Origin of the sequence: Lysinibacillus sp. CNPSo 3705 (assembly GCF_028674935.1) — a bacterium.
GTDB lineage: Bacteria > Bacillota > Bacilli > Bacillales_A > Planococcaceae > Lysinibacillus.
Genome location: NZ_JAQZSD010000009.1, coordinates 41,355 through 63,641 on the forward strand (window position 1 = coordinate 41,355; position 22,287 = coordinate 63,641).

The following is a 22,287-nucleotide window of genomic DNA, read 5'->3' on the forward strand; positions in this document are numbered from 1 at the left end:
CGCTAGTAGCATCTATATCAAAACAAATTACTAGCTCCTTAGAATGATTTTATTTCCTACACCCTTCCTTCAGGTTATATCTTATTCACCATTTCTTTGTTTTGATTAATCGCAATGAGTTAAACACAACTAGTAACGTAGCACCCATATCTGCAAAGATCGCAATCCATAATGTTAGCCATCCCGGGATAACGAGTAACAAAGCAACTAATTTTAGGGCTAAGGCAAATATAATGTTCTCTTTTATGATGCGTAATGTTTTCCTACTTAAGCCAATCGTATAAGGTAGCTTCGTTAAATCATCACCCATTAATGCGATATCCGCAGTTTCTAGTGCTGCATCAGTACCAGCACCTCCCATTGCAATACCGACATCGGCTGAGGCAAGTGCAGGTGCATCATTAACACCATCTCCTACCATCGCTACTGCACCATACTGGGCACGTAAATCTTTAATGGCCATTAATTTTTCTGCTGGTAATAAACTCGCTCGCACATCTGTCATATTTAAGGAAGTTGCAATTGCCTGTGCTGTTGGCTTTGCATCACCTGTTAGCATAACTTTATGTTTCACTTTTAAACCATTTAATTTATTCAACACTTCTTTACTTTCTTGTCGTAATTGATCAGCAATACCAATCATTCCTATAAACTGATTATTACTAACAGCTGCTACAACTGTTTTCCCCTGTTGTTGAAGTTTTTCAACCTGTTCTTTTATCATTTCATCAACAGTCGTTAATGTAGCAATCCATTTTAAGCTTCCTACATAGATTATTTGACCGTCTACTGTTGCGTAGGCACCCTTTCCTGTTACGGATTGAAAGTCTGTTGGTTTAAGCTCTGTTAAATTTTCCTCATGCAATGCCTGTAAAATTGCTTTAGCTAATGGATGCTGTGATTGCTTTTCAACGGCCGCTACTAGCTGTAAAACATAATCCTTAGACATATTTTGCGATGTAAAAATATCCGTTACAGCAGGTTGACCTTTTGTAAGTGTTCCTGTCTTATCAAATGCTATTGCTTCTATATGACCAAGTTGCTCTAAATGAATTCCGCCTTTAATAAGAACACCTTGTCTAGCTGCATTCCCGATTGCCGTAACAATAGCAACTGGTGTAGAAACGACTAATGCACATGGACAGCCTACAACAAGGACAGCTAATCCTTGGTAAATCCAATGTTGCCAATCACCTATAAATAAAGGAGGGATAACCGCTACAAGTAAAGCTACAATCATAATTGCAGGCGTGTAGTATTTCGCAAAGCGATCAACGAATTGCTGCGAAGGTGCTTTTTCTGCCTGGGCTTCTTCAACAAGATGAATGATTTTGGCAATTGTTGTGTCCTCTACTCGCTTTGTCACACGAACCTCTAGGGCACCTTCTTCATTTAATGTTCCTGCAAATACTTCGTCATCGACTGTTTTACTGACCGGAATAGATTCACCTGTAATCGCTGCCTGATTCACTGCTGACAATCCACTAACTACAATTCCGTCCATAGCAATCTTCTGACCAGGTTTAACGATTAAAATGTCACCAATCTCAATCTCCTCCGTTGGTAACTCCATCTCATGGAAATGTTCGCCATGTGCTCGCTTAATCGTTGCTGTTGGTGGAGCTATATCCATTAGCTGACGAATTGATTGACGCGCCTTATCCATTGAATACGCTTCAAGTGCTTCACTTACAGCAAATAAAAAGACAACTACAGCGGCTTCTTCCCATTCTCCTATAATGGCTGCACCGATTACCGCAATGGTCATCAGCGTCTTCATATCAAATTCAAAGCGCGCTAGATTGCGGAAACCTGTTTTGAAAATGCCAATTCCCCCAACTAGAATTGCGATAATAAACATCCCAATAGTGAGTGGCTCAGTTTCACTTCGCATTGCTCCAAACACATATCCAAGCACTATGAATAGCAAGGAGATTCCAGCTAATATATTTTCTGTTTTTCGATAAAAAGGTGTTGATTTTTCAATTGTTCTTACTGTTGATTGGGAAACTTTTATGCCATCGAAGGCACCTGCTTCTTCAAGCTGATCAACCTCAATATTACCAATAACCATTATTTTAGAAGCACCAAAATTCACTTGAGCATCCTGGACTTCGGGAATAGCCTTCACATTTTTTTCGAATTTGGCTGCACAGCTTGCGCAGGATAAGTTTTGTAGCCTGTATTCTTGTTTAGTTGGTGTCGCTGTCATTTACAATCCCCTCTTTCACATGTTCATAGGCAATCGTTACAATTTGATACACATGCTCATCAGCTAAAGAGTAGTACACTTGCTTTCCTTTCCGATATGATTTCGCTAAATTATTATCTTTCAAATATCGTAAATGATGCGATGCTGTTGCTACTGAAGAGCCGATAATGGAAGCAACATCGCAAACACATAATTCAGCTTTGACCGTTAAGGCATACGCAATTTTAAGTCTTGTTTCATCAGATAATGCCTTTAAAAATTTTGCTACTCTTGATAGATCTGGCATTTGCTGTTGTACCTTGATGACAGCTTCTTCATCAACATGTGTTATTTCACATACTTCTTTTGACATTTTTTCATCACCTCATTCAAATGTTTGTTTGATTGTTTTCAATATAACATAATATTCCATCATATTCAAATGAATATTTGAATGTAAATGATTTATATCACCGCTTTAAAAAATATCTTTATATACAAGTAAAAAATCTAGAAATGTGTAAAATAAATTGTTTCAAATACAAAAAAAATCCTTTCTACTCGAAAATAGAAAGGAATTTTTTATTGTCATAATATAAAAACGCATTTAATTCTTATAGCCTTTCATCCTATTTGGCTTTTAAACGCAACGTCTTACCTTTAATATCTTCTTTTCTCACAAACGTTTGATGATAATCTCCATTAGCCCAATCCATTACTTGATCTTGATACCATGCTGATTTTACATGTCCACTCTGTCCAGGACCAACAATATGATAGGCTGAACTTAAATCTCCAACATCAACAACAAAGCGCCATGATGCGCCATGATTAACATTTCCAGCTAAGTCATTATCAGCAGCTTGAACAGTAACCTTTGAACCACCAATAGGAACCTTTTTAGCATTAAAATATGCTGCAAGAATCGGTGAAGCTTTACCTAATGTATGGTCAAAGGTAAGCTGATGGAAGTTACCCCATTTCCATTTCGATACGTTTTTGCCGAATTGATCTTCTATTTGTGCGACAGTGAGCTCTAACGCCTTGTAAACTGTTGCATCCACTCCACCTTGCTCCTCAATCCATATGCTATTCTTACCAGCATAAGCTGTACGTAAAAGCTGGTCTGTAATATTAAATTTCCCATACATTAATTCATACATATCTTCTGGCATCTGATCCTTAAATAACACTTCCTGTAACTTTTCCATTAATGTATGGAACACTAATGGCGCCCCTGAATCCTTTGCATCTACCATGTCCCAATTCTCTAATAATTTAATTACATCTTTATATTTCCCATTCTGATCTTGTGCTTTTATTGATGTTAATAAATAGGGTAAAAACTCACGAGCATATAAGTTATGCTGATCCATTTGTAATTTCTTTATGTCTTCCACCGTTAAAGAGTCATTCGCCGCTAAAACTTCCTTAATCCGTTCAAAACGATAAGGCTGTGCCCAGAAATCTGTTATATGATAAGGATATTCTTCCCCAATAACTTCATTATTCGCTGTTGCAATAAAGCCTTCATCTGGGTTTACTACAGTCGGAAGCTCATCCCACGGGATAAAGCCCTTCCACCCATAGTCACTAGAATCACCTGGTACCGGCAATTGCCCGTCCCCTTGTTTTCGAATCGGAATTTGACCATTCGCTTTATACGCAATTGTGCCATCCTTTGATGCAAAAACGAAATTTTGAGCTGGTGCCTTAAAATCCTCTAATGCTTTTTCAAATTCACCCCAGGATTTTGACTTATTAAAGCCTAACACCGCACGAAGTTCTGTCGTTGGTTGTAGTGCCGTCCACTGCATCGAAAACTGTGCTGTAGGCTCCGTATCTTTAAAAGCTAAATCTGTCATGATTGGGCCGTGACGTGTGACAACGACATTAAAATCTACCGTTTCTCCGTCCTTTACCTTTATCGGTTCATTACGCACCTCTGCTTGCTCCCACTTACCATCATAGCGGAACTGTGTCGGATTATTCGGATTAGGTATTTCAATATATAAATCCTGTACATCAGGTCCAACATTTGTTACACCCCATGCAATGTTATCGTTGTGACCTAAAATAATGCCCGGGACACCCGCAAAAATTACGCCACTCACATTTTGCTCAGGAGATTGCAGATGCATTTGATACCAAATAGATGGTGTACTCAGCCCTAAATGTGGATCATCTGCTAAAATTGGCGTTCCGTTTTTTGTTTTCTTCCCCGATACAACCCAGTTATTACTGCCGTTAAATTCATTTGGCAACAGCTCTGTCTTAAAATGCCCTGCCACTGCTACGGGATTGTCTTTATTTGCCTTAATAATAGATGAGGCGTTTTCAGGATACTTTATAAATAATTCTTTAGCTTTTTCTTCACCAAAGTTTTGCAAAGCCCAATGACGGAACGCCAGCGTATTCCAATTACCCCCTAAATCATAGGCCATATATTTACCAATAGTAAGAGAATCTACAACGGACCATTCCTCCGGTTCGTAGCCTAGTAATGCAAATTCATAGCTTAATGTATTATTTTCCTTAGCCTGTGTAATAAAAGCATTGACGCCATCTGCAAACCACTCAAGTACCTGTCTACTTTCTGTATCATAGATAGATAATGACTTTTCAGCTGCCTCACGCAAGCTAAACGTTCGGAAATGTTTGTCCGTATCAATAGTTGCCTCACCGATTATTTCCGACAAACGACCACTAGCTTGTCTTCGCGCTAAATCCATTTGAAACAGTCGATCTTGCGCTTGAACATAGCCTTGCGCACGATATAAATCTGCATCTGTTTTTGCAAAAATATGAGGGATTCCCTTGTCATCCCTTGTGACAGTTACATCTTCATCTAGCACGTTCAACGAAAGCTCTCCATCAATTTCTGGCTTTGATTTATTCATAAACCATGTAAATCCAATAAATGCGACAATAGCTACTACAGCTAAAAATCCCGCTATAGCCAGTAGCCACTTTTTCCACGTAAACTTTCTCATATCCCGCCCCCCTTTTTGCAATATATTCTTTTACCCGCTTTCAAATCCTTTAAAAAGTTTTGAAATTTAACTTCTTTATAGCGGGTGTCATTAATTGCGTTGCAGTATAAAAAAAATCGTATCTCCTTTTAGAAAATACGATTCTTAAAAACTAGTTATTTAGCTGTAATTCAATCGGACAATGATCACTGCCCATAATATGTGAATGAATGCTAGCCTCATTTATGTTGTTCTTTAGTCTCTCAGAAACAATAAAGTAGTCAATACGCCATCCGATATTACGCTCGCGTACTTTATTCATATAAGACCACCATGTATAGTGATCTGTTGTATCTGGATACATGTAGCGGAATGAATCTACAAAACCACTTGCCAATAGCTCCGTCATTTTTTCACGTTCTTCATATGTAAAACCTGAATTACCAACATTAGACTTCGCATTTTTTAAATCAATGTCCATATGTGCAACGTTTAAATCACCGCAGTAGACAATAGGCTTCTTACAATCTAACTCTTTTAAATATAACGCTAATCGATCCTCCCACTCTAAACGAAGAGGTAGTCTAGCTAAATCACGCTGTGAATTCGGGGTATAAACATTCACTAAGTAAAAATCTTCATACTCTAGTGTAATAATTCTGCCCTCTCCCTGCGATTCATCATCACCAACACCATAACGTACTGCAAGTGGAGTATGTTTTGTAAAGATCGCTGTACCTGAATAACCTTTCTTCTCTGCATAATTCCAATATTGCTCATATCCCTCAAGAGAAATCTCCACTTGATTAGCCTGACACTTTGTTTCTTGTATACAGAAAAAATCTGCATCTACATGATTGAAGAAATCTAAAAACCCTTTACCTAGGCAGGCTCTAATTCCATTAACATTCCATGATATAAACTTCATTTTCTGTTTCACTCCTCAAAAAAACGCCCTTCACTATTAACGAAGGGCGTAGTATCCTATAGGTCGTCTCCAACGATTTTTACTTCTGTTTCTAAGTCGATGCCAAACTTTTCTTTCACTACTCGTTGTACCATTTGGATTGTTGCAATATAGTCAGTAGCCGTTGCATTACCTTTATTAACAATAAAGCCTGCATGCTTCGTTGATACTTCTGCATCACCTACGCCTTTTCCTTGTAAGCCGCTATCTTGAATAAGCTTGCCAGCAAAGTGACCTGGTGGGCGCTTAAAAACACTTCCTGCAGATGGGTATTCTAACGGTTGCTTAGATTCTCGCTGAAACGTTAAATCAGCAATTTTTGCATCAATTTCTTCCTGTACACCTTTTGCTAATTGAAACTCGGATGATAATACATAATACCCCTTCTTCGCAATGATACTATGACGATAACTAAGTTCAAGTTCATCTTTCGATAATATTAAAATTTCGCCTTCTTTTGTTAATACTTTCGAAGAAATAATAATATCCTTAATTTCACCGCCATAAGCACCTGCATTCATTGCCATAGCTCCCCCAACTGAACCAGGGATACCACATGCAAATTCAAAACCTGTTAAAGATGCTGCCGCAGCCAGTTTTGATACATCCTTAATAAGCGCACCACTTTGCGCGTAAACATGGTCACCATTAATGCGAATCTCATCTAAAAATGAAAATGTAACAACGATCCCTCGATGACCGCCATCACGAACGACCATATTAGATCCATTACCTAACATTAATAAAGGTATATTATTCTTATGGGCATAGCGAATAACTGTTGCTGCCTCTTCCTCAGTTTCAACGAGAACGAAAACATCCGCTTTACCGCCTAATTTTGTCATAGTATATTGCTGTAATGATTCATTTAACTTAATATTGGCCGGATTAACGCTCTGCGCTAAATCCGCTGCCCATTGTTCTTTTGTCATAAGAGCTAATTCCTTTCTAACGTCCTTCTTACTCTACACTAGTATGGATTTAGAACCCCAATTTGACAAGTAAAATGAAGGTTCTTTTTTCTTGCCTTAACGGGTAGCGAGAGTCCCAGCAGAGATGATGAATAGGAAATTCATAGTCATTAGTATTACATATGTGCAATGTTTATCTATCCATCAGAAATTTCGAGATAGCCTTCACAAAATTAAAGCCAACTCGATGCCCATGATTCGATATTACGAATTGCTCCTTCTAGTGCCCAACCTTTATCCGTCAAAGAATACTCAACACGTACCGGTACCTCTGAATATACTTTTCGTTCAACAAGCCCTTCTTTTTCTAGCTCTTTTAAACGTTCGGATAATAAACGACCGCTTACAGGTAATGAAGATTCTATTTCATTGAAGCGCTGTGGTCCATCTAATAATTGATATAAAATTAGCCCTGTCCAGCGTTTCCCAATTAAATCCATTGCTTTAGCTAAACGAGGACATAAATTTGACTCATTCATTTTTTTCACCTCTTATGTACTCTATTGTAACGATTATTTTTAAAAAAGTAAATTTGAAGTAACTTATTTACTAACGATAATTTGTTTACTTTTATTAATTTAATTACTAATTGTAACCTATGGACATTTTTGGATTTAATTTAGATTCAACGTTAAAGTACCTTATCTAACTTTGTCCTTATGCCATAGAGATTAGCCGTGGCCGTTCGATGAGAGGTGAGTAAGGGTCATTTAATATCTGCAATGAAAATGGCAACTTACTTCTATATAGATGCGCATGATTTTATTATTATGACTCCTTCCATTGTGTATCTTAACAAAACTGTCTTACGGTTTAAGGTTTCATTTTAAACATTCACAAAATGAACTTTTTTCAATGTAATATTCTCTCATTTTTTCTAAAAACTCATTGAATATCTGAATTGTTTATTTTATTATTCTTGTAAGATATTGGTTCTTTTCCAATGATGATTTCAGTCATTCAACTATTGGTTTTTCTGTACGACATATGAGGATATTTTCAAACATTAAACAATGGTCGCTGTTGCTAGGGTTTCGCCAAAAGACTTTGTTCGTGATGAATCTGTATCTCCCTGATCACTGACATTAATCCAAAAACTATATTTACGTCTACATATATTGAAAAACTAGTAGATAAGAAGTTTGCTATATATAGAGATTTAACTAATCACTTATGCCTCGGCATAATTGTAGCTGTCGCTACCGATAAACAACTTCTGAATTCTGTAACATCCGCCTTTATAACGACTTTAGGCACAATATTTCTTAGATTGGAGGCCATTTTATGGTTGGGTTTGATGAATTCTCTTTTGTACCTAGTTTTATTTCAATAATGTTTATTATCGTGTTCGGTATTATAGCATTTACTATTATTAAAAATATCTTACAATGGGCGAAAAACAACAATGAACCATTATTAACAGTACCCGCTAAAGTCGTAACAAAACGTTCGAATACTAGTGGAGGTTCTGGTAACTCTAGTGCCCATACATCGTACTATGTAACGTTCGAAGTACAAAGTGGCGATCGTCTAGAATTAAAAATGAATGGTCGAAATTATGGACAGCTTGCAGAAGATGATTTTGGCCTATTGTCATTTCAAGGCACACGTTATCATGCATTTGAGCGACACAAAAAGGAGAGTAGCGTTTAACAACGCACTCTCCTTTTAACATTTCATTATTACTTAATTAAATATTTAGCAAAGCCGCCTTCAGTATCTCCTAAATATTCGATATTACTACCTACAGGAATGGCCTTTTGTGCATCCTTAGCAGAGTTGTAAATTATTTTTGTATTGGCTGGGAACGGTACAAATGACCAGTTGTTATCCGCAGCAGGATTAATTGTTTTATTTTCCATAACGTAATCAATGACAGCTTGGCGATTTTCATAAGCATAGTTTGTTATGTTAGAGCCATCTGTATTTTTAAATGTGGTACCATAAGAACCACCCACGCGGTAATTATTCGTAATGATGATAAATTCCTGATTTAAATCGATTGGTTTACCGTTGTATTGTACGTTTTTAATACGATTTGCTTTTTTATCTTTCAGAATACCTCGACTATCATATTTCGCCGGAGATGTTACATCGATTTGATATGTTAAACCATCTAATACATCAAAATTATAAGAACGTGCTTCTGGGTCAATAATATTTTGTTCTTCCGTTTTATTTGGATCAATTGTTGCAAAAATACCAGCAGCCATTTCTAACCATTCAACTGCTTGTGCACCTGTTACTTTAATCGTTGCAACAGTATTATCGTAATAATAGATGTCTGCCATATTTTTAATCGCAAGCGGACCTACAGGAATGTTTGTGTAATCTGTAGGGTTATTGCGGGAGCCTGCCTTGAAAGGAGCACCGGCAGAAAGTATTGGTGTGTTTTCATCAGCAGTACCTTTTAACTCTTTTTCAATAAACCATTTTTGAGCTTGTGTCACAATTTGAATAGAAGGATCATCTTGAACCATCGAGAAGTAGCTTTGAATTGGTGCCGTTGTCTCACCAACAGGCTGACGTATATACTTTAGCGTACCTTCATGCGCTTCTTTAATTACATTTAAAACAGTTTTAGATGGTTGTAAGCCTTCTTGTTTAATAGAACGGATAGAGCCTTGCCCATTCACTACAACCCATTTAGAGCCTTGTTGTTCTAGCTTTAAATCAATGACTCCAAGATAGCTACCATAGCTTCCTGCCATTACAGTAGGTACTCCGTTTATTGTCCCTTTTTCTTGATCAACATTTTTAAGATTTTTATAGTCACCAGGGAATGTTAAATGAGAGTGACCTGTAATTAAAGCGTCTACCCCTTCAATCTCAGAAATTTGGTATCCTACGTTCTCGTTACCTTTTACGTAAGTATCCTCACCAATACCTGAGTGTGAAAGTACCACAATTACGTCTGCACCTGCTTTTTGCATTTCTGGTACAACCTCTTTCACCGCTTCAACTGGTTCTTGCATTTCTACTTTGCCTGCTAAATGAATAGCATCCCATTCAACAATTTTCGTAGGTACGATACCTGTAACGCCAACTTTAAGTGTGTGCTTTTTACCTTTATTGTCGACAACCTCTTTATCAAGAATTACATAAGGTGTATACATACGCTCTTTTGTTTTAGCGTCGTAGGTGTTTGCATTTACGACTGGATATTTTGCATCATTTAATACTTCATCTAAAAACTCTAAACCATAGTTGAACTCATGGTTCCCTAAAGTTCCACCATCATATTTCAGCGCATTTAGTGCTGCAATCGCTGGATGAACTTCACCTGGCTTTAAAACGCTCTCCAACGCTTTATAAGATCCAAGTGGCGTTCCTTGAATTAAATCACCATTATCAAATAATAATGTGTTTGGATTCTCAGCACGGGCTTGTTCAATTAATGTTGCTGTGTTTGCTAAACCTAAATCAGCTGATTCAGTATCTAAGAAATAATTATAATTTGCAAGGTTTGTATGAATATCTGTTGTTCCTAAAATTTGAAGATCTACTTTAGTTGTAGTTGTAGGTAATTTGTATTCGGCTACAAAGCGTTCAATAATACTTTGCATTTGCTCAGTTGTTACATAATCATCAGGACGAATTGTGTTATCTTCAAAGCCTTGTAATATGTTTGCAGCAACAGCATTTGCTATATCTTGCTTATGTGTTGTTGCAATTTGAGCTGCATCTTTAAACTGATCTAATACAGAAAGCGGAGCGTTTTCATTGACTAATCCACGAGCAGAAATAACAAATGCTTGTTGACGTGTCAATTTATCATTTGGGTCAAACAATGTCGCAGTTTTACCTTTAATAAGCTTCAATTCTACTGCTTTTTCTACATACGGGGCTAAATCCTTTGAGACGTCAGTAAAGGCAATTTTGGAACCATCACCTAGCTCTACATTCAAGCTTTCTACTAATTCTTTCACATAGTCCCCGCGTGTTACATCGTTTGATGCAGCATTGGCGGATAGTCCAAATGGTAAGACCGTGAATAGAACAAGTAACATAGCCAAGAATTTAGTCATTAATTTCTTGTTCATGAAATACCCTCCTTAAAACTCTAATATTTTCCTACGATTCCTATTATATTATACTAATCGCTTTATTAACTGAACGAATAGTCCTAATTGTATGTATTTTTAACCAAATAACAAAACACTTTACTCAAAAACGATAGATTAATATCATTTCATAGTTATTCACACAATGTGATGTTATTAAATGTAAATTAACAATAAGCCCATAATATCAATATTTTAGACCTCTTCATCATTACCATACCTCTAAGAAAGCCATAAAAAAAGTTCTCTCAGATTAGAGAGAACTTTTATTAAAAAATACTTTATTATGCATTTACAGTTTGTAAAGATTGAGCTACTTTTTTAACCGCTTCTAGGCCATTTGCAATAATTTCTTGTGCTTTATCTTGTGACGCGTTATGACCTTCAATGATAACCTCTTCGATAATTTCCATACCGAACATGCCAACAACATTTTTAATGTAGTTAACTGACATTTCCATTGGTTGTGCTTCAGGTGCAGAATAGTAGCCACCACGAGCATTTAAAATAACTACTTTTTTGTCAGTCATTAAGCCTTCTAATTGACCGTTTTCATTATATTTAAATGTATAACCAGCTTGGAATACATAGTCAATGAAAGTTTGTAATTTCGCTGGGATTGTTAAGTTCCAAAGCGGGAAAGCAAATACAACAACATCAGCTGCAGTTAAAGCATCCATAGCTTTTTGTTTTGCTGCTAAAAGACGTGATTCAATGTCAGTTAACGCTTCGCCGCTTTGAACTTTACCAAAAGCATTGAAAAGATCTTGACCGAAATAAGGCATATCTTCTGCAAATACGTCAAAAGTCGTTACATCTACACCTTGTACATTTTCCATAAATGTGTCATACATTTTTGTTGAAATACCATCTGGTCGGTTGTTAGCTTTTACTACTAATACATTCATTATATAAATTCTCCCTTAAAACCAAAGTTTAATATCTCGAATTCAAGATATATAAGTATATTAAAAAAATTTACGAAAAAAGTCAACGTTAGTAGACTCAGACTTTTGACCGAAATATAGTTGATTTAATATTTACACCATAACGTAAGGTTGTTTTCCATTCCAACTGAACGCTTTGTTGCTGTCGCTTCGCTTTCGCACAGATAAAAACATTTGTTGCTGTCGCTTCGCTTTCGCACAGATAAAAACATTTGTTGCTGTCGCTTCGCTTTCGCACAGATAAAAACATTTATTGCTGTCAATTCGCTTTCGCACAGAGCAAAGCTTCCCGGGGGCGTCCGATGAGCCGCTTTAGGCTCTTATCACCCCAAGGAGTCGCCCAATCTCCATTCCAATCATCTTTGCCACACGATATGCGTACCGTGTTTCGAGAATATTCTTTTAAGGTAACCCAACATTTTCGAGGTCCTAACCTAAATGTTGTTATAGTCAGATCGCCTTCATTCTCAAAGTGACCAGATTCTATTAAAACTTACCTTCAGAATTAAAATTTACAACTATCATCAGTACAAACTCCTCCATCTTCTGAGCCTGCCATCTTTAATCCTGGTAGTAAGCCCTCTTCCTCAGCCACTTTACGTAAAGTTTCTTCAAATACTTCTTGAGGTTGTGCCCCAGAAATACCATACTTACGATTTAACACAAAGAACGGTACCCCCCTTACGCCAAGTTGTAGCCCTTCTTGTATATCAGTCTCTACGTCTATTTTAAAATCATCGTTAGATAGAACCTTTGCAACTTCTTCACGGTTCAGACCTACTTGCTCAGCAATATCGATTAATACATCATCTTGACCAATGCGCTTTGCTTCAATAAAATAACTGGATAATAGTGCTTCGACAAGTGCTGTAATATCGCCTTGTTGTTGTGCCCATTTTACTAGACGATGCGCTTTTAATGTATTTTCCTCCATTGAATTATCAAAGTTAAAATCTAGACCAACTTCTTTAGCGCGAGCAGCAACACCTTGCGTCATTTCCTTCGCTTTTTCTAGCGACATTCCATACTTTTTCGCCAATGCCTCATACGTAGACACATTCGTATCCACGGGTGTTGTTGGGTCAAGTTGATAGCTTTTATAAACGAGCTCTACCTGCCCCGCATAACCCGTATCCTGAATCGCCTGCTCTAGTTGCTTTTTACCGATATAACAAAATGGACATACATAATCTGACCAAATTTCAATTTTCATAAGTAGTCACGCTCCCTTTACTACATTGTAGCGATAGTAAATATAGCAAGGCAATTTTTAAGCTTCATTGCATAAATTTTCAAATCAATCTACATACTGTACGTAAAAACAATGTGAGGGTTATGTATGACACAATCTCTTTGGCTCGGAACAATTAATCCCATTTCGCTACCATCACTGCCTGCATCAACAACTTGTGATGTATGTATAATCGGTGGAGGATTGACTGGACTATATACAGCATATGTCTTAGCAAAATCAGGAGTAGATGTGGTCTTACTTGAAGCAAATTCCCATATCGGCCATGGTACAACTGGTAATTCAACAGGAAAATTAACTGCACAGCATAGCTTAGTTTATGCTAACCTTATTGAAAAACTTTCTGTAGATGAGGCACGACTCTATTATCAGCTCAACCAAATAGCTGTAGAGAATGCATTACAATTACTCCCTAAAGAAAGTATTCAACAAGTAGATTCCTTGCTTTATTGCCAAACAAAAGAAGGCTATGCCCAATTATTAAAAGAATGGAATGCCTATAAAGTATTAAATATTAAGGCAAAAATCACTTCTGATACAGAGCTTCCCTTCCCAGTTACAAAAGCACTTAGTATGTCCCAGCAGGCTCAAATACACCCTGTAGAAGCTTGTAATTTCCTTGTAAAAGAAGCATTATCAATGGGCGCAAAAATCTACACAAATACCCGTGTTCAGCAATTAAATATACCTCAGAATAGCTTACATACCGCAAACAATATGTCGGTTCAATACAACAAGCTTATTTTGTGCACACACTATCCAATCGAAGCCTTTAGAGGACTTCACCTTTTTAAACTTTCTAATAGTCGTTCCTATATGGTTGCTAGTAAAATTACCGATACACTACAAGGTCAATATTTATGCGTAGATAATCCAACTCGCTCTATTCGGACAGCTACTATTAACGACGAGCACTATCTAGTGTTAGGCGGCGCTAATCATATTGCAGGTGAAACGACTAATACGGAACCCTATTATGAGGCCATTCAAAATGAAATGAAGGCACATTTCGATCAAGAGGCAATCTATCGCTGGTCCGCACAGGACATTGAAACACCTGATATGGTCCCTTATGTTGGCAAAATTACACCATCATTGCCTAATGTTTTCATTGCAACTGGCTATCGAAAATGGGGAATTTCCAATTCTTTTGTAGCGGGGGATATTTTATCATCCCTAATAACAGGAGCAAGGAATGAAGATGGTGCCATACCTCTTTATTCTCCAGCACGCACAAAATTTGGAGCTCAGTTTATGCAAATGCTAAAGGTAGGAGGCTTTGTAGCAAAGGAGTTCGTAGCGGGTTATGTAAAACACGCAAATTCACCAACTTGCACGCATTTAGGTTGTAAAACAAAATGGAATGAAGCCGACGAAACATGGGATTGCCCGTGTCACGGCTCTCGTTATAATGCCAAAGGAGAAGTTCTTGAAGGTCCTGCTGTACACTCATTAAAACTAGATTAAAAAAAGAGGTTGCCTTTTTCAAGGCAACCTTTCCTCATTATTTCAATGCATCCGTTAAAACTGGAACGATTTGTTTTTTACGAGATACAACACCTGGTAAAAGAACGCGATTATTCACAAGCTCCGCGCCAAATCCTTTTGCTGCAGCCTCTGCTACTTGTCCAACTGCAACTGCTGTTGAATCATTGTTTAAAATATCTGTTACAACAAAGAAAAATAAATCTAAACCATTTTCCGCAACATTTTTATTTAATAAAATTTCTAATTCCTCTTGGCGACCAAGTACATCGTTAATATCGACAGCGTTTACTTGAGCTACTACAGATTTATATTCACCGAATTGGAATTCTTTTGCATCTAATGATAAAAGATCTTCTAATGATTTATCTGAAAGGTCAGCGCCTGCTTTAAGCATTGCTAAACCGTATTCAGCGGCATCAACACCTGCAATTTTCGCTAGCTCCTCACCAGCTTTTACATCTTGCTCAGTGCAAGTTGGTGATTTGAATAATAATGTATCAGAAACGATAGCAGAAAGCATTAATCCAGCAATGTTTGCAGGAATTGCTACGCCATGCTCTTTGAAGATTTTATTTAAAATCGTTGCAGTACAGCCCACAGGTGCTGCACGGTAGTATAGTGGATCAGCCGTTTGGAAGTTGGCAATACGGTGATGATCAATAACCTCCGTAATTTGTACCTCTTCAATGCCATCAGCAGATTGCTGGAATTCATTGTGGTCTACAAGGATTACTTTTTCTGCTTCTCCAACTACTGATGAAATTAAACGAGGTGCCTCAAAGCCGAATTTATCTAAAGCAAATTGAGTTTCGTTATTTACTTCTCCAAGGCGTACCGCTTCAGCATCAACGCCAATTTGCTGTTTTAAATATGCATATACAATTGCAGATGTAATTGTGTCTGTATCTGGATTTTTATGACCAAAAACTAAAACTTTACTCATTGAAATTATTCCTCCTAAATGGCAATAACATTTATATTTTATTTTACCATACCTTATGAGCAAACATGATATAAAGTGAAAGTTTATCTATAAAGGATCTACTACCAATATTAAGCCTCGGCATAATTGCGTTCGGAACCAGCAAGGAGTGACAACCGTTAGAGCCTTTAGGTCAACAAATGTTTATTGTGCGAAAGTGTAGCAGCAGTAGCGGATGTTTTGGACAACCGCTGAAAGAAGTTAAAATTTACTATTATAAAATAGTTGATCTCTTGCTTACCTTCCCTACCATAAAAGAAGCTACAAAGAGACTACTTGTGTAGAAATCTATGTCATGTGAATTAGTAGATTTAGGTGAAGAATGGACGCCCAGAGGAAAGCGCACAGCATGAACGGAAATCAACCTCACTTCACGGTGGGGAATCCACAAAAATCACCCATTAAAACCAACTATGGTATATTATTGAATTTAATATATTTATCTGTTAATAACATCCTATTTATAACACTTAATGATAATAATACGTAGTTTATAAAAAAGATTTACTATAAATAGATATATAGTTGTGTTTTCATATTTAAGAAACCATAATTTTATGCTATTATCAGGTAGTCTATATATATATTAGGATATACAGGAAATGGGGATCACGATGACAAAGAAGATGGAAAAAAAGTATATTCCTTTAGCAAATTATTTTGAAGTAGCTTTACAACAAGAAATTACTTTATCATTTAGCGAACTCGAAAACATTATGGGACAAGCCTTGCCAAATGCAGCTTACTTGAATAGGAGCTGGTGGAAGAAAACAAAGCCCCCTCTCTCTCACTATTTGTCATGGACAAATGCAGGCTACTATGTCATTGATGTTAAACTCGGTACCAGTGTATCTTTCTCGCGTACACAAATGAAGACTACGAGTAATATTTCTAAAGATGACGAAAACCCATCTGCATACATAATTCGAGCAATTGAAGCATCAGATGCCAGATCTTTTATTCATTTGCAAGAAGAAATTTTTCAACAAACTGACTTCATGTATAACATGGAAAATGAATTGGACCTCACAGTTCAACAGCTTCGTAAAGATTTAAGCAATTGGAAACAATTAAAAAACCGTACAATTTTACTTTGTATATTAAATGGTAATTTTGCTGGTTATGCCGTTATCCATGGCTATAAACATTCTAAAACTAAGCATGTTGCATCAGTGCGTCTAGCTGTTAAGAAAGAGCATCAACGACAAGGTATTGGTTCAGAGCTGATGAAAGCAGTTGAACAATGGTCTAAACAGCGGGATATTTCGCGCTTAGAAGCATCTGTTATGGAACATAATGAATGTGCTTTACAACTGTTTAAAAAACTAGATTTTCAGCAAGAAGGTATCCGACAAAACGCTATTAAATTAAATGATACCTTTATTAACGAATATAGCTTAAGTAAAATTTTATAAGCTTCTTTTTCAAGGATGTCTAAAACTTATTTGGACATCTTTTTTTATGTGTAGCCAGATTTTACGTTTTCTACGCGTTGTAAAACGTTTAGAAAACTTGCTTCTCTCTTGCTGCATCTAAAAATAACAAATTATTTTCTAATTGCTCATATGATTGCTGGTATTTCTCATATTGTGCTTTATCCTGACTAACCATTTCCTCAATTAGCGCATGTAAAAACGAAAATACTACTGGAATAACATCCAATGAAGATTGCTTTTTCAGACTTAGAGTAAATAATGCACTTGCATATTCCCGAATAGAAGACAACGCCGAACCAGTAATAGCAATAATTTTAGCTTTTTTCTTCTTGGCAATTTCTACAATCGTTTGAATGTCATTTGAAGACTTGTCCCCTGCAAAAACTATTAATGTTGTCTGCTCTCCCATACTGTTAATTTGTTGTACGATATCGTCGGATTCTGAGCGAAGCTGTTTTACATTTGGACGTAAAGTTTTCATTGTATACGATAACCAATTTGCAATGGACGCAGCTTGACGAGTACCTAAAATATAAACGTTCTCTGCTTCATGCATCCACTTTGAGCTTTTTTGAAGCATATTATCGTTAATCAAATGAATCGTCTCTTGAATATTTTGAATATCGCGTTGCATCACCTTACCAAATCTCGGAATATCCCGCTTACTTGAAAAATATGTAGGTTGAAGACTCTCACCATTTTGAGTCATTAAATAGCTTCTAACCTTGTCTTGAAGCTCTACATAGCCCATCAAATCCATCGCATAACAAAAACGAATAACTGTTGATTCACTAACATTTGCCTGTCTACCAACTTCTGCTGCTCCATTACCAATTACAACTGTAGGGTTACTCATAACAAATTGTGCAACTTTACGCTGGCCTTTTGACAGCCTAACAAATCTTTTTTCTATTTCTTCTTTAATGCTCATTTCTAACAACCTTTCTTTCAATGAAATTATCACGAACGGAGATTGTTTCCTACTGACTCTAAATTCGGATCAATTATGCCTCGACATAATTGTTGCTGTCGCACAGAAAACATTTGTTGCTGTCGCTTCGCTTTAGATAAACAATGCATCCGTAATCGGCTGAAGGCTTTAACTTCTTTCATCGGGCGTTTAAATGCATGGATGTGTCGCTACGCTTTCGGTACGGAAAGTAATTGCTGAAAGAAGTTAAAAATACAGTATCACGATTACAATCTGAATACAATGACTTTTCTGAAAAATCTTCAATGCTTTAACTCGCTAATATAAAAGAGACAAAAAATGTTCTATTATCAATAGTTTATCGCTGAATCAACCTTATAGGACAAGAGTTGATTTCCGTTGCGACTATAAGCTTTCCTAGCGAAGCTCGCTCCAAGGTTACATCTGTAGCCACGGGTATTACCAATAAACCCCTAGCCTGCAATCAATTGATCCACGTACTATACGTTTTTAACCAAATGTCATCCCCATTTTCAGTGACGAACCTTATTTTGTGATTTTAACAGATTTTTAAAAATATTTGAATAAAAATTAATAACCTCTAATTTTTATGTAAATCAATTGATAAAAATGCCTTGGATTATAGTTCATCCAAGACATGATTATTTTTGTTATTCTAATTCAATTTGTTTCGTTTCTCTACCTAAGAATATTACCCCAACAACACCGATAATAATCGCTCCACAGAAAATAGCAAAAATAAAACCAATATCATAACCTGCTGTTAATAAAGAGCCTACTAACAAGGGTCCAAAAATACCACCGATGCGCCCAACAGCTGCCGCCATTCCTGCACCCGTTCCACGAATAATTGCAGGATACTGCTCTGGTGTATAAGCATAAAGCGCACCCCATGCTCCTAAGTTGAAGAACGATAAAAACATCCCAGATGTTAATAGCACTACTAGTGTTTCCGCATTACCAAAAATAAACGCACTTACTGCTGTACCAATTAAATAAGAAACAAGTACAAACTTCCTTCCGAATTTTTCTATAAACCAAGCAGCTGTAAAATAACCTGGTAGCTGCGCAAGCGTCATAATGAGAACATATTTAAAGCTCGTAATCATATCAAAGCCTTTACCAACCATAACACTCGGTAGCCATAAAAACATACCGTAATACGAGAAAACAACCGTAAACCATAGCACCCATAACATAACTGTCGAGCGTACATATTTTTTCGACCATACTTCTCGAATATTTTGCATAACTCTACGTTTCTTAGACGCAGCCTTTACAGTAAATTGTGGTGAATCTGGCAAGTTCCAACGAAGATAAATTGCATATATTGCCGGAATTGCTGTTAACAATAAAGCACTACGCCATCCCCATGAAGGAATAACAAAATACGATATCAATGCAGCAATTAACCACCCCGCCGCCCAAAAACTTTCTAGCAAAACAACTACGCGCCCACGCTCTTTAGCTTCTACACTCTCAGAAACTAACGTCGACGCCACTGGCAATTCTCCCCCTAACCCCATACCTACTAAAAAGCGTAGTGTCATAAAAGCAGCTAATGTAGTGGTAAATGCAGACAAGCCACTCGCAATCGAAAATAATACAAGCGTCCACATAAAAATTTGTTTACGTCCCACTTTATCGGCAAGTACGCCGAAAACAAGAGCACCTACAGCCATACCAATTGAGTTTATGCTACCAATCCAACCCGACTGACTTGGCGTTAATCCCCAATCAGCTGCTAATGCAGCAATAACGAACGATAATATTCCTACGTCCATTGCATCGAAAAGCCAGCCTACTCCCGCTACCCCCAAAAGCTTATTACGCGAAATAGATTGTTGAAATTTATCTGTTGATACTGTGTTTATCGTCATTTTAACCACCTGTCTTTACACTTGACTTTACATCATAAGTTTACTATACAGTTGTTTCAAGAAAGTGACAAGCAAAAATTTAAATTACCGAATTGTTTAGACAATTTATGAAATTCTATTGAAAACATAGGGCAATTTGCGTTAAAATGTCTTTTATACAAAAACAACTGTTCTTTCTATAAGAACAAAAGGAGATCGTAAACGTTATGTGGAAAGGCCTAATTGAGGAATATAAACATTTTTTACCCGTAACAGAAAATACACCTGCTCTAACTTTAAACGAAGGCAATACGCCTCTTATACATTTAGTAAATCTATCTAAAAAACTAGGCATTGAGCTTTATGGAAAAATTGAAGGTGCAAATCCAACTGGTTCCTTTAAAGATCGTGGTATGGTGTTTGCCGTTGCAAAAGCGATTGAAGAAGGTAGCAAATGCGTTATTTGTGCTTCAACTGGTAACACATCAGCCGCAGCAGCAGCTTATGCAACTCGCGCTGGAATCCAGTCCATAGTCGTTATCCCTAAAGGAAAAGTAGCCTTAGGTAAGCTAGCCCAAGCAACAATGTATGGTGCAAAGATTATCGAAATCGACGGTAATTTTGATGATGCATTAAATATTGTTCGTCAAGTAAGTGAAACAACTCCAGTGGCACTTGTAAACTCGGTAAATCCATTCCGCATCGAGGGGCAAAAAACGGCATCATTTGAAATTGTAGATGCTTTAGGAAAAGCTCCAGACTATCTTTGCATCCCTGTTGGTAACGCAGGTAACATTACTGCGTACTGGAAAGGCTTTAAAGAATACGATGCAGCAAAGGGTTCTGGTTTACCAAAAATGTTCGGCTTTGAAGCTGAAGGTGCAGCAGCAATTGTAAAAGGTAAACCTATTGCTAATCCTGAGACAGTGGCAACGGCTATTCGTATCGGGAATCCTGCAAGTTGGAAATTTGCAGAAGCAGCACGCGATGAGTCTGGTGGTATTATTGACTCAGTTACAGACAAAGAAATTTTAGCTGCTTACAAATTAATTGCTGGCACTGAAGGAATCTTCGTTGAACCAGGCTCAGCGGCATCACTAGCTGGCGTTATTAAATCAGTGGAAAATGGCAAAATTGCAAAGGGCTCTAAAGTTGTGACAATTTTTACGGGGAATGGATTGAAAGATCCTGATACGGCCATGAATGTCTCGACAGTAGATGTTGTTTCACTTAAAAACGATGAAGAAGAAATTCGAAAATATATCGAGGGCGTACTATGAGTAACATGTGGGAAATCACGGTTCCTGGGAGCACAGCAAATCTAGGTCCAGGCTTTGATTCAATAGGGCTTGGCTTATCCCTTTATTTAAAGTTAACCGTGTCTTTACAGGATAGTTGGGAAATTATCCACCTCGATAATAATGGTCCTAAAGAGTTTGAACTGCAAGAGCATTTACTATACGTCATTGCCAAAAGAATAGCAGAGCAATACGGAAAGCAACTACCTGCCTGCCGTGTTGAAATGGCAAGTGAACTTCCATTAGCCCGTGGTTTAGGGAGCAGTGCAGCAGTCATCGTTGCAGGAATTGAACTAGCTAATCAAGTCTGTGACTTAGGCTTAACTTTACAGGATAAACTTAATTTGTCCTCACAAATCGAAGGACATCCTGACAATGCAACAGCCTCGGTATTAGGAGGATTAACAATTTCCTCCATGGATGATAATGGCGTTGTTGATACATTTCATGTTAATAATCTAGATGCTTCCTTCGTTGTATTTGTGCCCGATTTCGAACTAAAAACAAGTGAATCCCGTTCTGTTTTACCAGAAAAATTTGATCGAACATATGCAGTGAGGGCCTCTGCAAATGCAAATATGCTAGCAGCATCATTAATGGTTCGTGATTTCGAGCGTGCAGGTCGTTATATGGAGGCTGATTTATTCCATGAGCCTTTCCGCGCCAATTTAATTCCACAATATAAAGAGATTCATGAAGCAGCAAAGGCTAATGGAGCATTTGGAACAGCTTTAAGTGGCGCAGGACCAACACTCATTTCTATCATCCCTACTGCTATTGCACAAAATTTCGTAAATACCATGAAAAATCAATTTCCAGAGCATGAAATTATCTTAACAAAAGCCGATGAAAACGGTGTACAAGTAAAATGTGAACGTCTACTGCAAAAGTAGACGTTTTTTCTTAAG

Annotated in this window: 17 protein-coding genes; 5 read left to right on the top strand and 12 right to left on the bottom strand. The window is 37.2% G+C overall.

Annotated elements, in window-relative coordinates:
* Positions 1-85: 85 nt before the first annotated feature.
* From PVA17_RS05915 to PVA17_RS05940, 6 genes are all read right to left on the bottom strand, one after another.
* On the bottom strand, positions 86-2,212 hold the full coding sequence (locus PVA17_RS05915) for a heavy metal translocating P-type ATPase (RefSeq protein ID WP_274067146.1): 2,127 nt from the start codon (positions 2,210-2,212) through the stop codon (positions 86-88).
* Positions 2,193-2,564: an ArsR/SmtB family transcription factor gene (locus tag PVA17_RS05920; protein ID WP_132361574.1), complete on the bottom strand. Its 372-nt coding sequence runs from the start codon at positions 2,562-2,564 to the stop codon at positions 2,193-2,195. The genes PVA17_RS05915 and PVA17_RS05920 overlap by 20 nt, the downstream gene beginning before the upstream one ends.
* 256 nt (positions 2,565-2,820) lie before the next feature.
* The gene (locus PVA17_RS05925; protein ID WP_274067147.1) at positions 2,821-5,184 is read right to left on the bottom strand and encodes a penicillin acylase family protein; all 2,364 of its coding nucleotides are present in this window, start codon (positions 5,182-5,184) and stop codon (positions 2,821-2,823) included.
* Positions 5,185-5,335: 151 nt separating this feature from the next.
* Positions 5,336-6,091, bottom strand: coding sequence for an exodeoxyribonuclease III (locus tag PVA17_RS05930; RefSeq protein ID WP_132361570.1), 756 nt, complete (start codon positions 6,089-6,091; stop codon positions 5,336-5,338).
* A gap of 56 nt (positions 6,092-6,147) precedes the next feature.
* A complete protein-coding gene (murB, locus tag PVA17_RS05935; protein WP_132361568.1) occupies positions 6,148-7,062 on the bottom strand; it encodes a UDP-N-acetylmuramate dehydrogenase in 915 nt (304 codons plus the stop codon).
* 212 nt (positions 7,063-7,274) lie between these two features.
* Complete coding sequence (locus tag PVA17_RS05940; protein WP_142508525.1) at positions 7,275-7,580, bottom strand: winged helix-turn-helix transcriptional regulator; 306 nt, start codon at positions 7,578-7,580, stop codon at positions 7,275-7,277.
* An 805-nt stretch (positions 7,581-8,385) separates the two neighbouring features.
* On the opposite strand from PVA17_RS05940, the gene PVA17_RS05945 reads away from it, so the two are divergent.
* Positions 8,386-8,754, top strand: a complete 369-nt coding sequence (locus tag PVA17_RS05945; RefSeq protein WP_274067148.1) for a DUF2500 domain-containing protein — start codon at positions 8,386-8,388, stop codon at positions 8,752-8,754.
* Positions 8,755-8,783: 29 nt separating this feature from the next.
* On the opposite strand, the gene PVA17_RS05950 is transcribed toward PVA17_RS05945, so the two are convergent.
* From PVA17_RS05950 to PVA17_RS05960, 3 genes are all read right to left on the bottom strand, one after another.
* Positions 8,784-11,144, bottom strand: a complete 2,361-nt coding sequence (locus PVA17_RS05950; RefSeq protein WP_132361562.1) for a bifunctional 2',3'-cyclic-nucleotide 2'-phosphodiesterase/3'-nucleotidase — start codon at positions 11,142-11,144, stop codon at positions 8,784-8,786.
* Positions 11,145-11,449: 305 nt separating this feature from the next.
* The gene (locus PVA17_RS05955; protein ID WP_132361560.1) at positions 11,450-12,073 is read right to left on the bottom strand and encodes an FMN-dependent NADH-azoreductase; all 624 of its coding nucleotides are present in this window, start codon (positions 12,071-12,073) and stop codon (positions 11,450-11,452) included.
* A 544-nt stretch (positions 12,074-12,617) separates the two neighbouring features.
* Positions 12,618-13,325 carry a DsbA family oxidoreductase gene (locus PVA17_RS05960; protein WP_132361558.1) on the bottom strand — a complete coding sequence of 236 codons (708 nt, stop codon included), beginning with the start codon at positions 13,323-13,325 and terminating at the stop codon, positions 12,618-12,620.
* 126 nt (positions 13,326-13,451) lie between these two features.
* On the opposite strand from PVA17_RS05960, the gene PVA17_RS05965 reads away from it, so the two are divergent.
* Positions 13,452-14,831: an FAD-dependent oxidoreductase gene (locus tag PVA17_RS05965; RefSeq protein WP_274067149.1), complete on the top strand. Its 1,380-nt coding sequence runs from the start codon at positions 13,452-13,454 to the stop codon at positions 14,829-14,831.
* Between the two features lie 37 nt (positions 14,832-14,868).
* On the opposite strand, the gene PVA17_RS05970 is transcribed toward PVA17_RS05965, so the two are convergent.
* Positions 14,869-15,795, bottom strand: a complete 927-nt coding sequence (locus PVA17_RS05970; protein WP_274067150.1) for a manganese-dependent inorganic pyrophosphatase — start codon at positions 15,793-15,795, stop codon at positions 14,869-14,871.
* 653 nt (positions 15,796-16,448) lie between these two features.
* Between PVA17_RS05970 and PVA17_RS05975 the strand changes: the two genes are divergently transcribed.
* Positions 16,449-17,249: a GNAT family N-acetyltransferase gene (locus PVA17_RS05975; RefSeq protein WP_274067151.1), complete on the top strand. Its 801-nt coding sequence runs from the start codon at positions 16,449-16,451 to the stop codon at positions 17,247-17,249.
* An 88-nt stretch (positions 17,250-17,337) separates the two neighbouring features.
* On the opposite strand, the gene PVA17_RS05980 is transcribed toward PVA17_RS05975, so the two are convergent.
* Positions 17,338-18,201 carry a MurR/RpiR family transcriptional regulator gene (locus PVA17_RS05980; protein WP_274067152.1) on the bottom strand — a complete coding sequence of 288 codons (864 nt, stop codon included), beginning with the start codon at positions 18,199-18,201 and terminating at the stop codon, positions 17,338-17,340.
* 671 nt (positions 18,202-18,872) lie between these two features.
* Positions 18,873-20,102: an MFS transporter gene (locus PVA17_RS05985; RefSeq protein ID WP_274067153.1), complete on the bottom strand. Its 1,230-nt coding sequence runs from the start codon at positions 20,100-20,102 to the stop codon at positions 18,873-18,875.
* Between the two features lie 206 nt (positions 20,103-20,308).
* On the opposite strand from PVA17_RS05985, the gene thrC reads away from it, so the two are divergent.
* Entirely contained in the window at positions 20,309-21,361 is a 1,053-nt protein-coding gene (gene thrC / locus PVA17_RS05990) for a threonine synthase (protein WP_274067154.1), read from the top strand.
* Positions 21,358-22,272, top strand: coding sequence for a homoserine kinase (thrB, locus tag PVA17_RS05995; RefSeq protein WP_274067155.1), 915 nt, complete (start codon positions 21,358-21,360; stop codon positions 22,270-22,272). Before thrC ends, thrB begins: the two co-directional genes overlap by 4 nt.
* Positions 22,273-22,287 lie beyond the last annotated feature (15 nt).

Excerpts from the sequence above, each read along its gene's own strand:
- PVA17_RS05975 (WP_274067151.1), top strand. The coding sequence starts at position 16,449 with ATGACAAAGAAGATGGAAAAAAAGTATATTCCTTTAGCAAATTATTTT.
- PVA17_RS05970 (WP_274067150.1), bottom strand. The coding sequence starts at position 15,795 with ATGAGTAAAGTTTTAGTTTTTGGTCATAAAAATCCAGATACAGACACA.
- PVA17_RS05945 (WP_274067148.1), top strand. The coding sequence starts at position 8,386 with ATGGTTGGGTTTGATGAATTCTCTTTTGTACCTAGTTTTATTTCAATA.
- thrC (WP_274067154.1), top strand. The coding sequence starts at position 20,309 with ATGTGGAAAGGCCTAATTGAGGAATATAAACATTTTTTACCCGTAACA.
- PVA17_RS05925 (WP_274067147.1), bottom strand. The coding sequence starts at position 5,184 with ATGAGAAAGTTTACGTGGAAAAAGTGGCTACTGGCTATAGCGGGATTT.
- murB (WP_132361568.1), bottom strand. The coding sequence starts at position 7,062 with ATGACAAAAGAACAATGGGCAGCGGATTTAGCGCAGAGCGTTAATCCG.
- PVA17_RS05965 (WP_274067149.1), top strand. The coding sequence starts at position 13,452 with ATGACACAATCTCTTTGGCTCGGAACAATTAATCCCATTTCGCTACCA.
- PVA17_RS05930 (WP_132361570.1), bottom strand. The coding sequence starts at position 6,091 with ATGAAGTTTATATCATGGAATGTTAATGGAATTAGAGCCTGCCTAGGT.
- PVA17_RS05960 (WP_132361558.1), bottom strand. The coding sequence starts at position 13,325 with ATGAAAATTGAAATTTGGTCAGATTATGTATGTCCATTTTGTTATATC.
- PVA17_RS05980 (WP_274067152.1), bottom strand. The coding sequence starts at position 18,201 with ATGAGCATTAAAGAAGAAATAGAAAAAAGATTTGTTAGGCTGTCAAAA.
- PVA17_RS05950 (WP_132361562.1), bottom strand. The coding sequence starts at position 11,144 with ATGAACAAGAAATTAATGACTAAATTCTTGGCTATGTTACTTGTTCTA.
- PVA17_RS05940 (WP_142508525.1), bottom strand. The coding sequence starts at position 7,580 with ATGAATGAGTCAAATTTATGTCCTCGTTTAGCTAAAGCAATGGATTTA.
- PVA17_RS05985 (WP_274067153.1), bottom strand. The coding sequence starts at position 20,102 with ATGACGATAAACACAGTATCAACAGATAAATTTCAACAATCTATTTCG.
- thrB (WP_274067155.1), top strand. The coding sequence starts at position 21,358 with ATGAGTAACATGTGGGAAATCACGGTTCCTGGGAGCACAGCAAATCTA.
- PVA17_RS05920 (WP_132361574.1), bottom strand. The coding sequence starts at position 2,564 with ATGTCAAAAGAAGTATGTGAAATAACACATGTTGATGAAGAAGCTGTC.
- PVA17_RS05955 (WP_132361560.1), bottom strand. The coding sequence starts at position 12,073 with ATGAATGTATTAGTAGTAAAAGCTAACAACCGACCAGATGGTATTTCA.
- PVA17_RS05915 (WP_274067146.1), bottom strand. The coding sequence starts at position 2,212 with ATGACAGCGACACCAACTAAACAAGAATACAGGCTACAAAACTTATCC.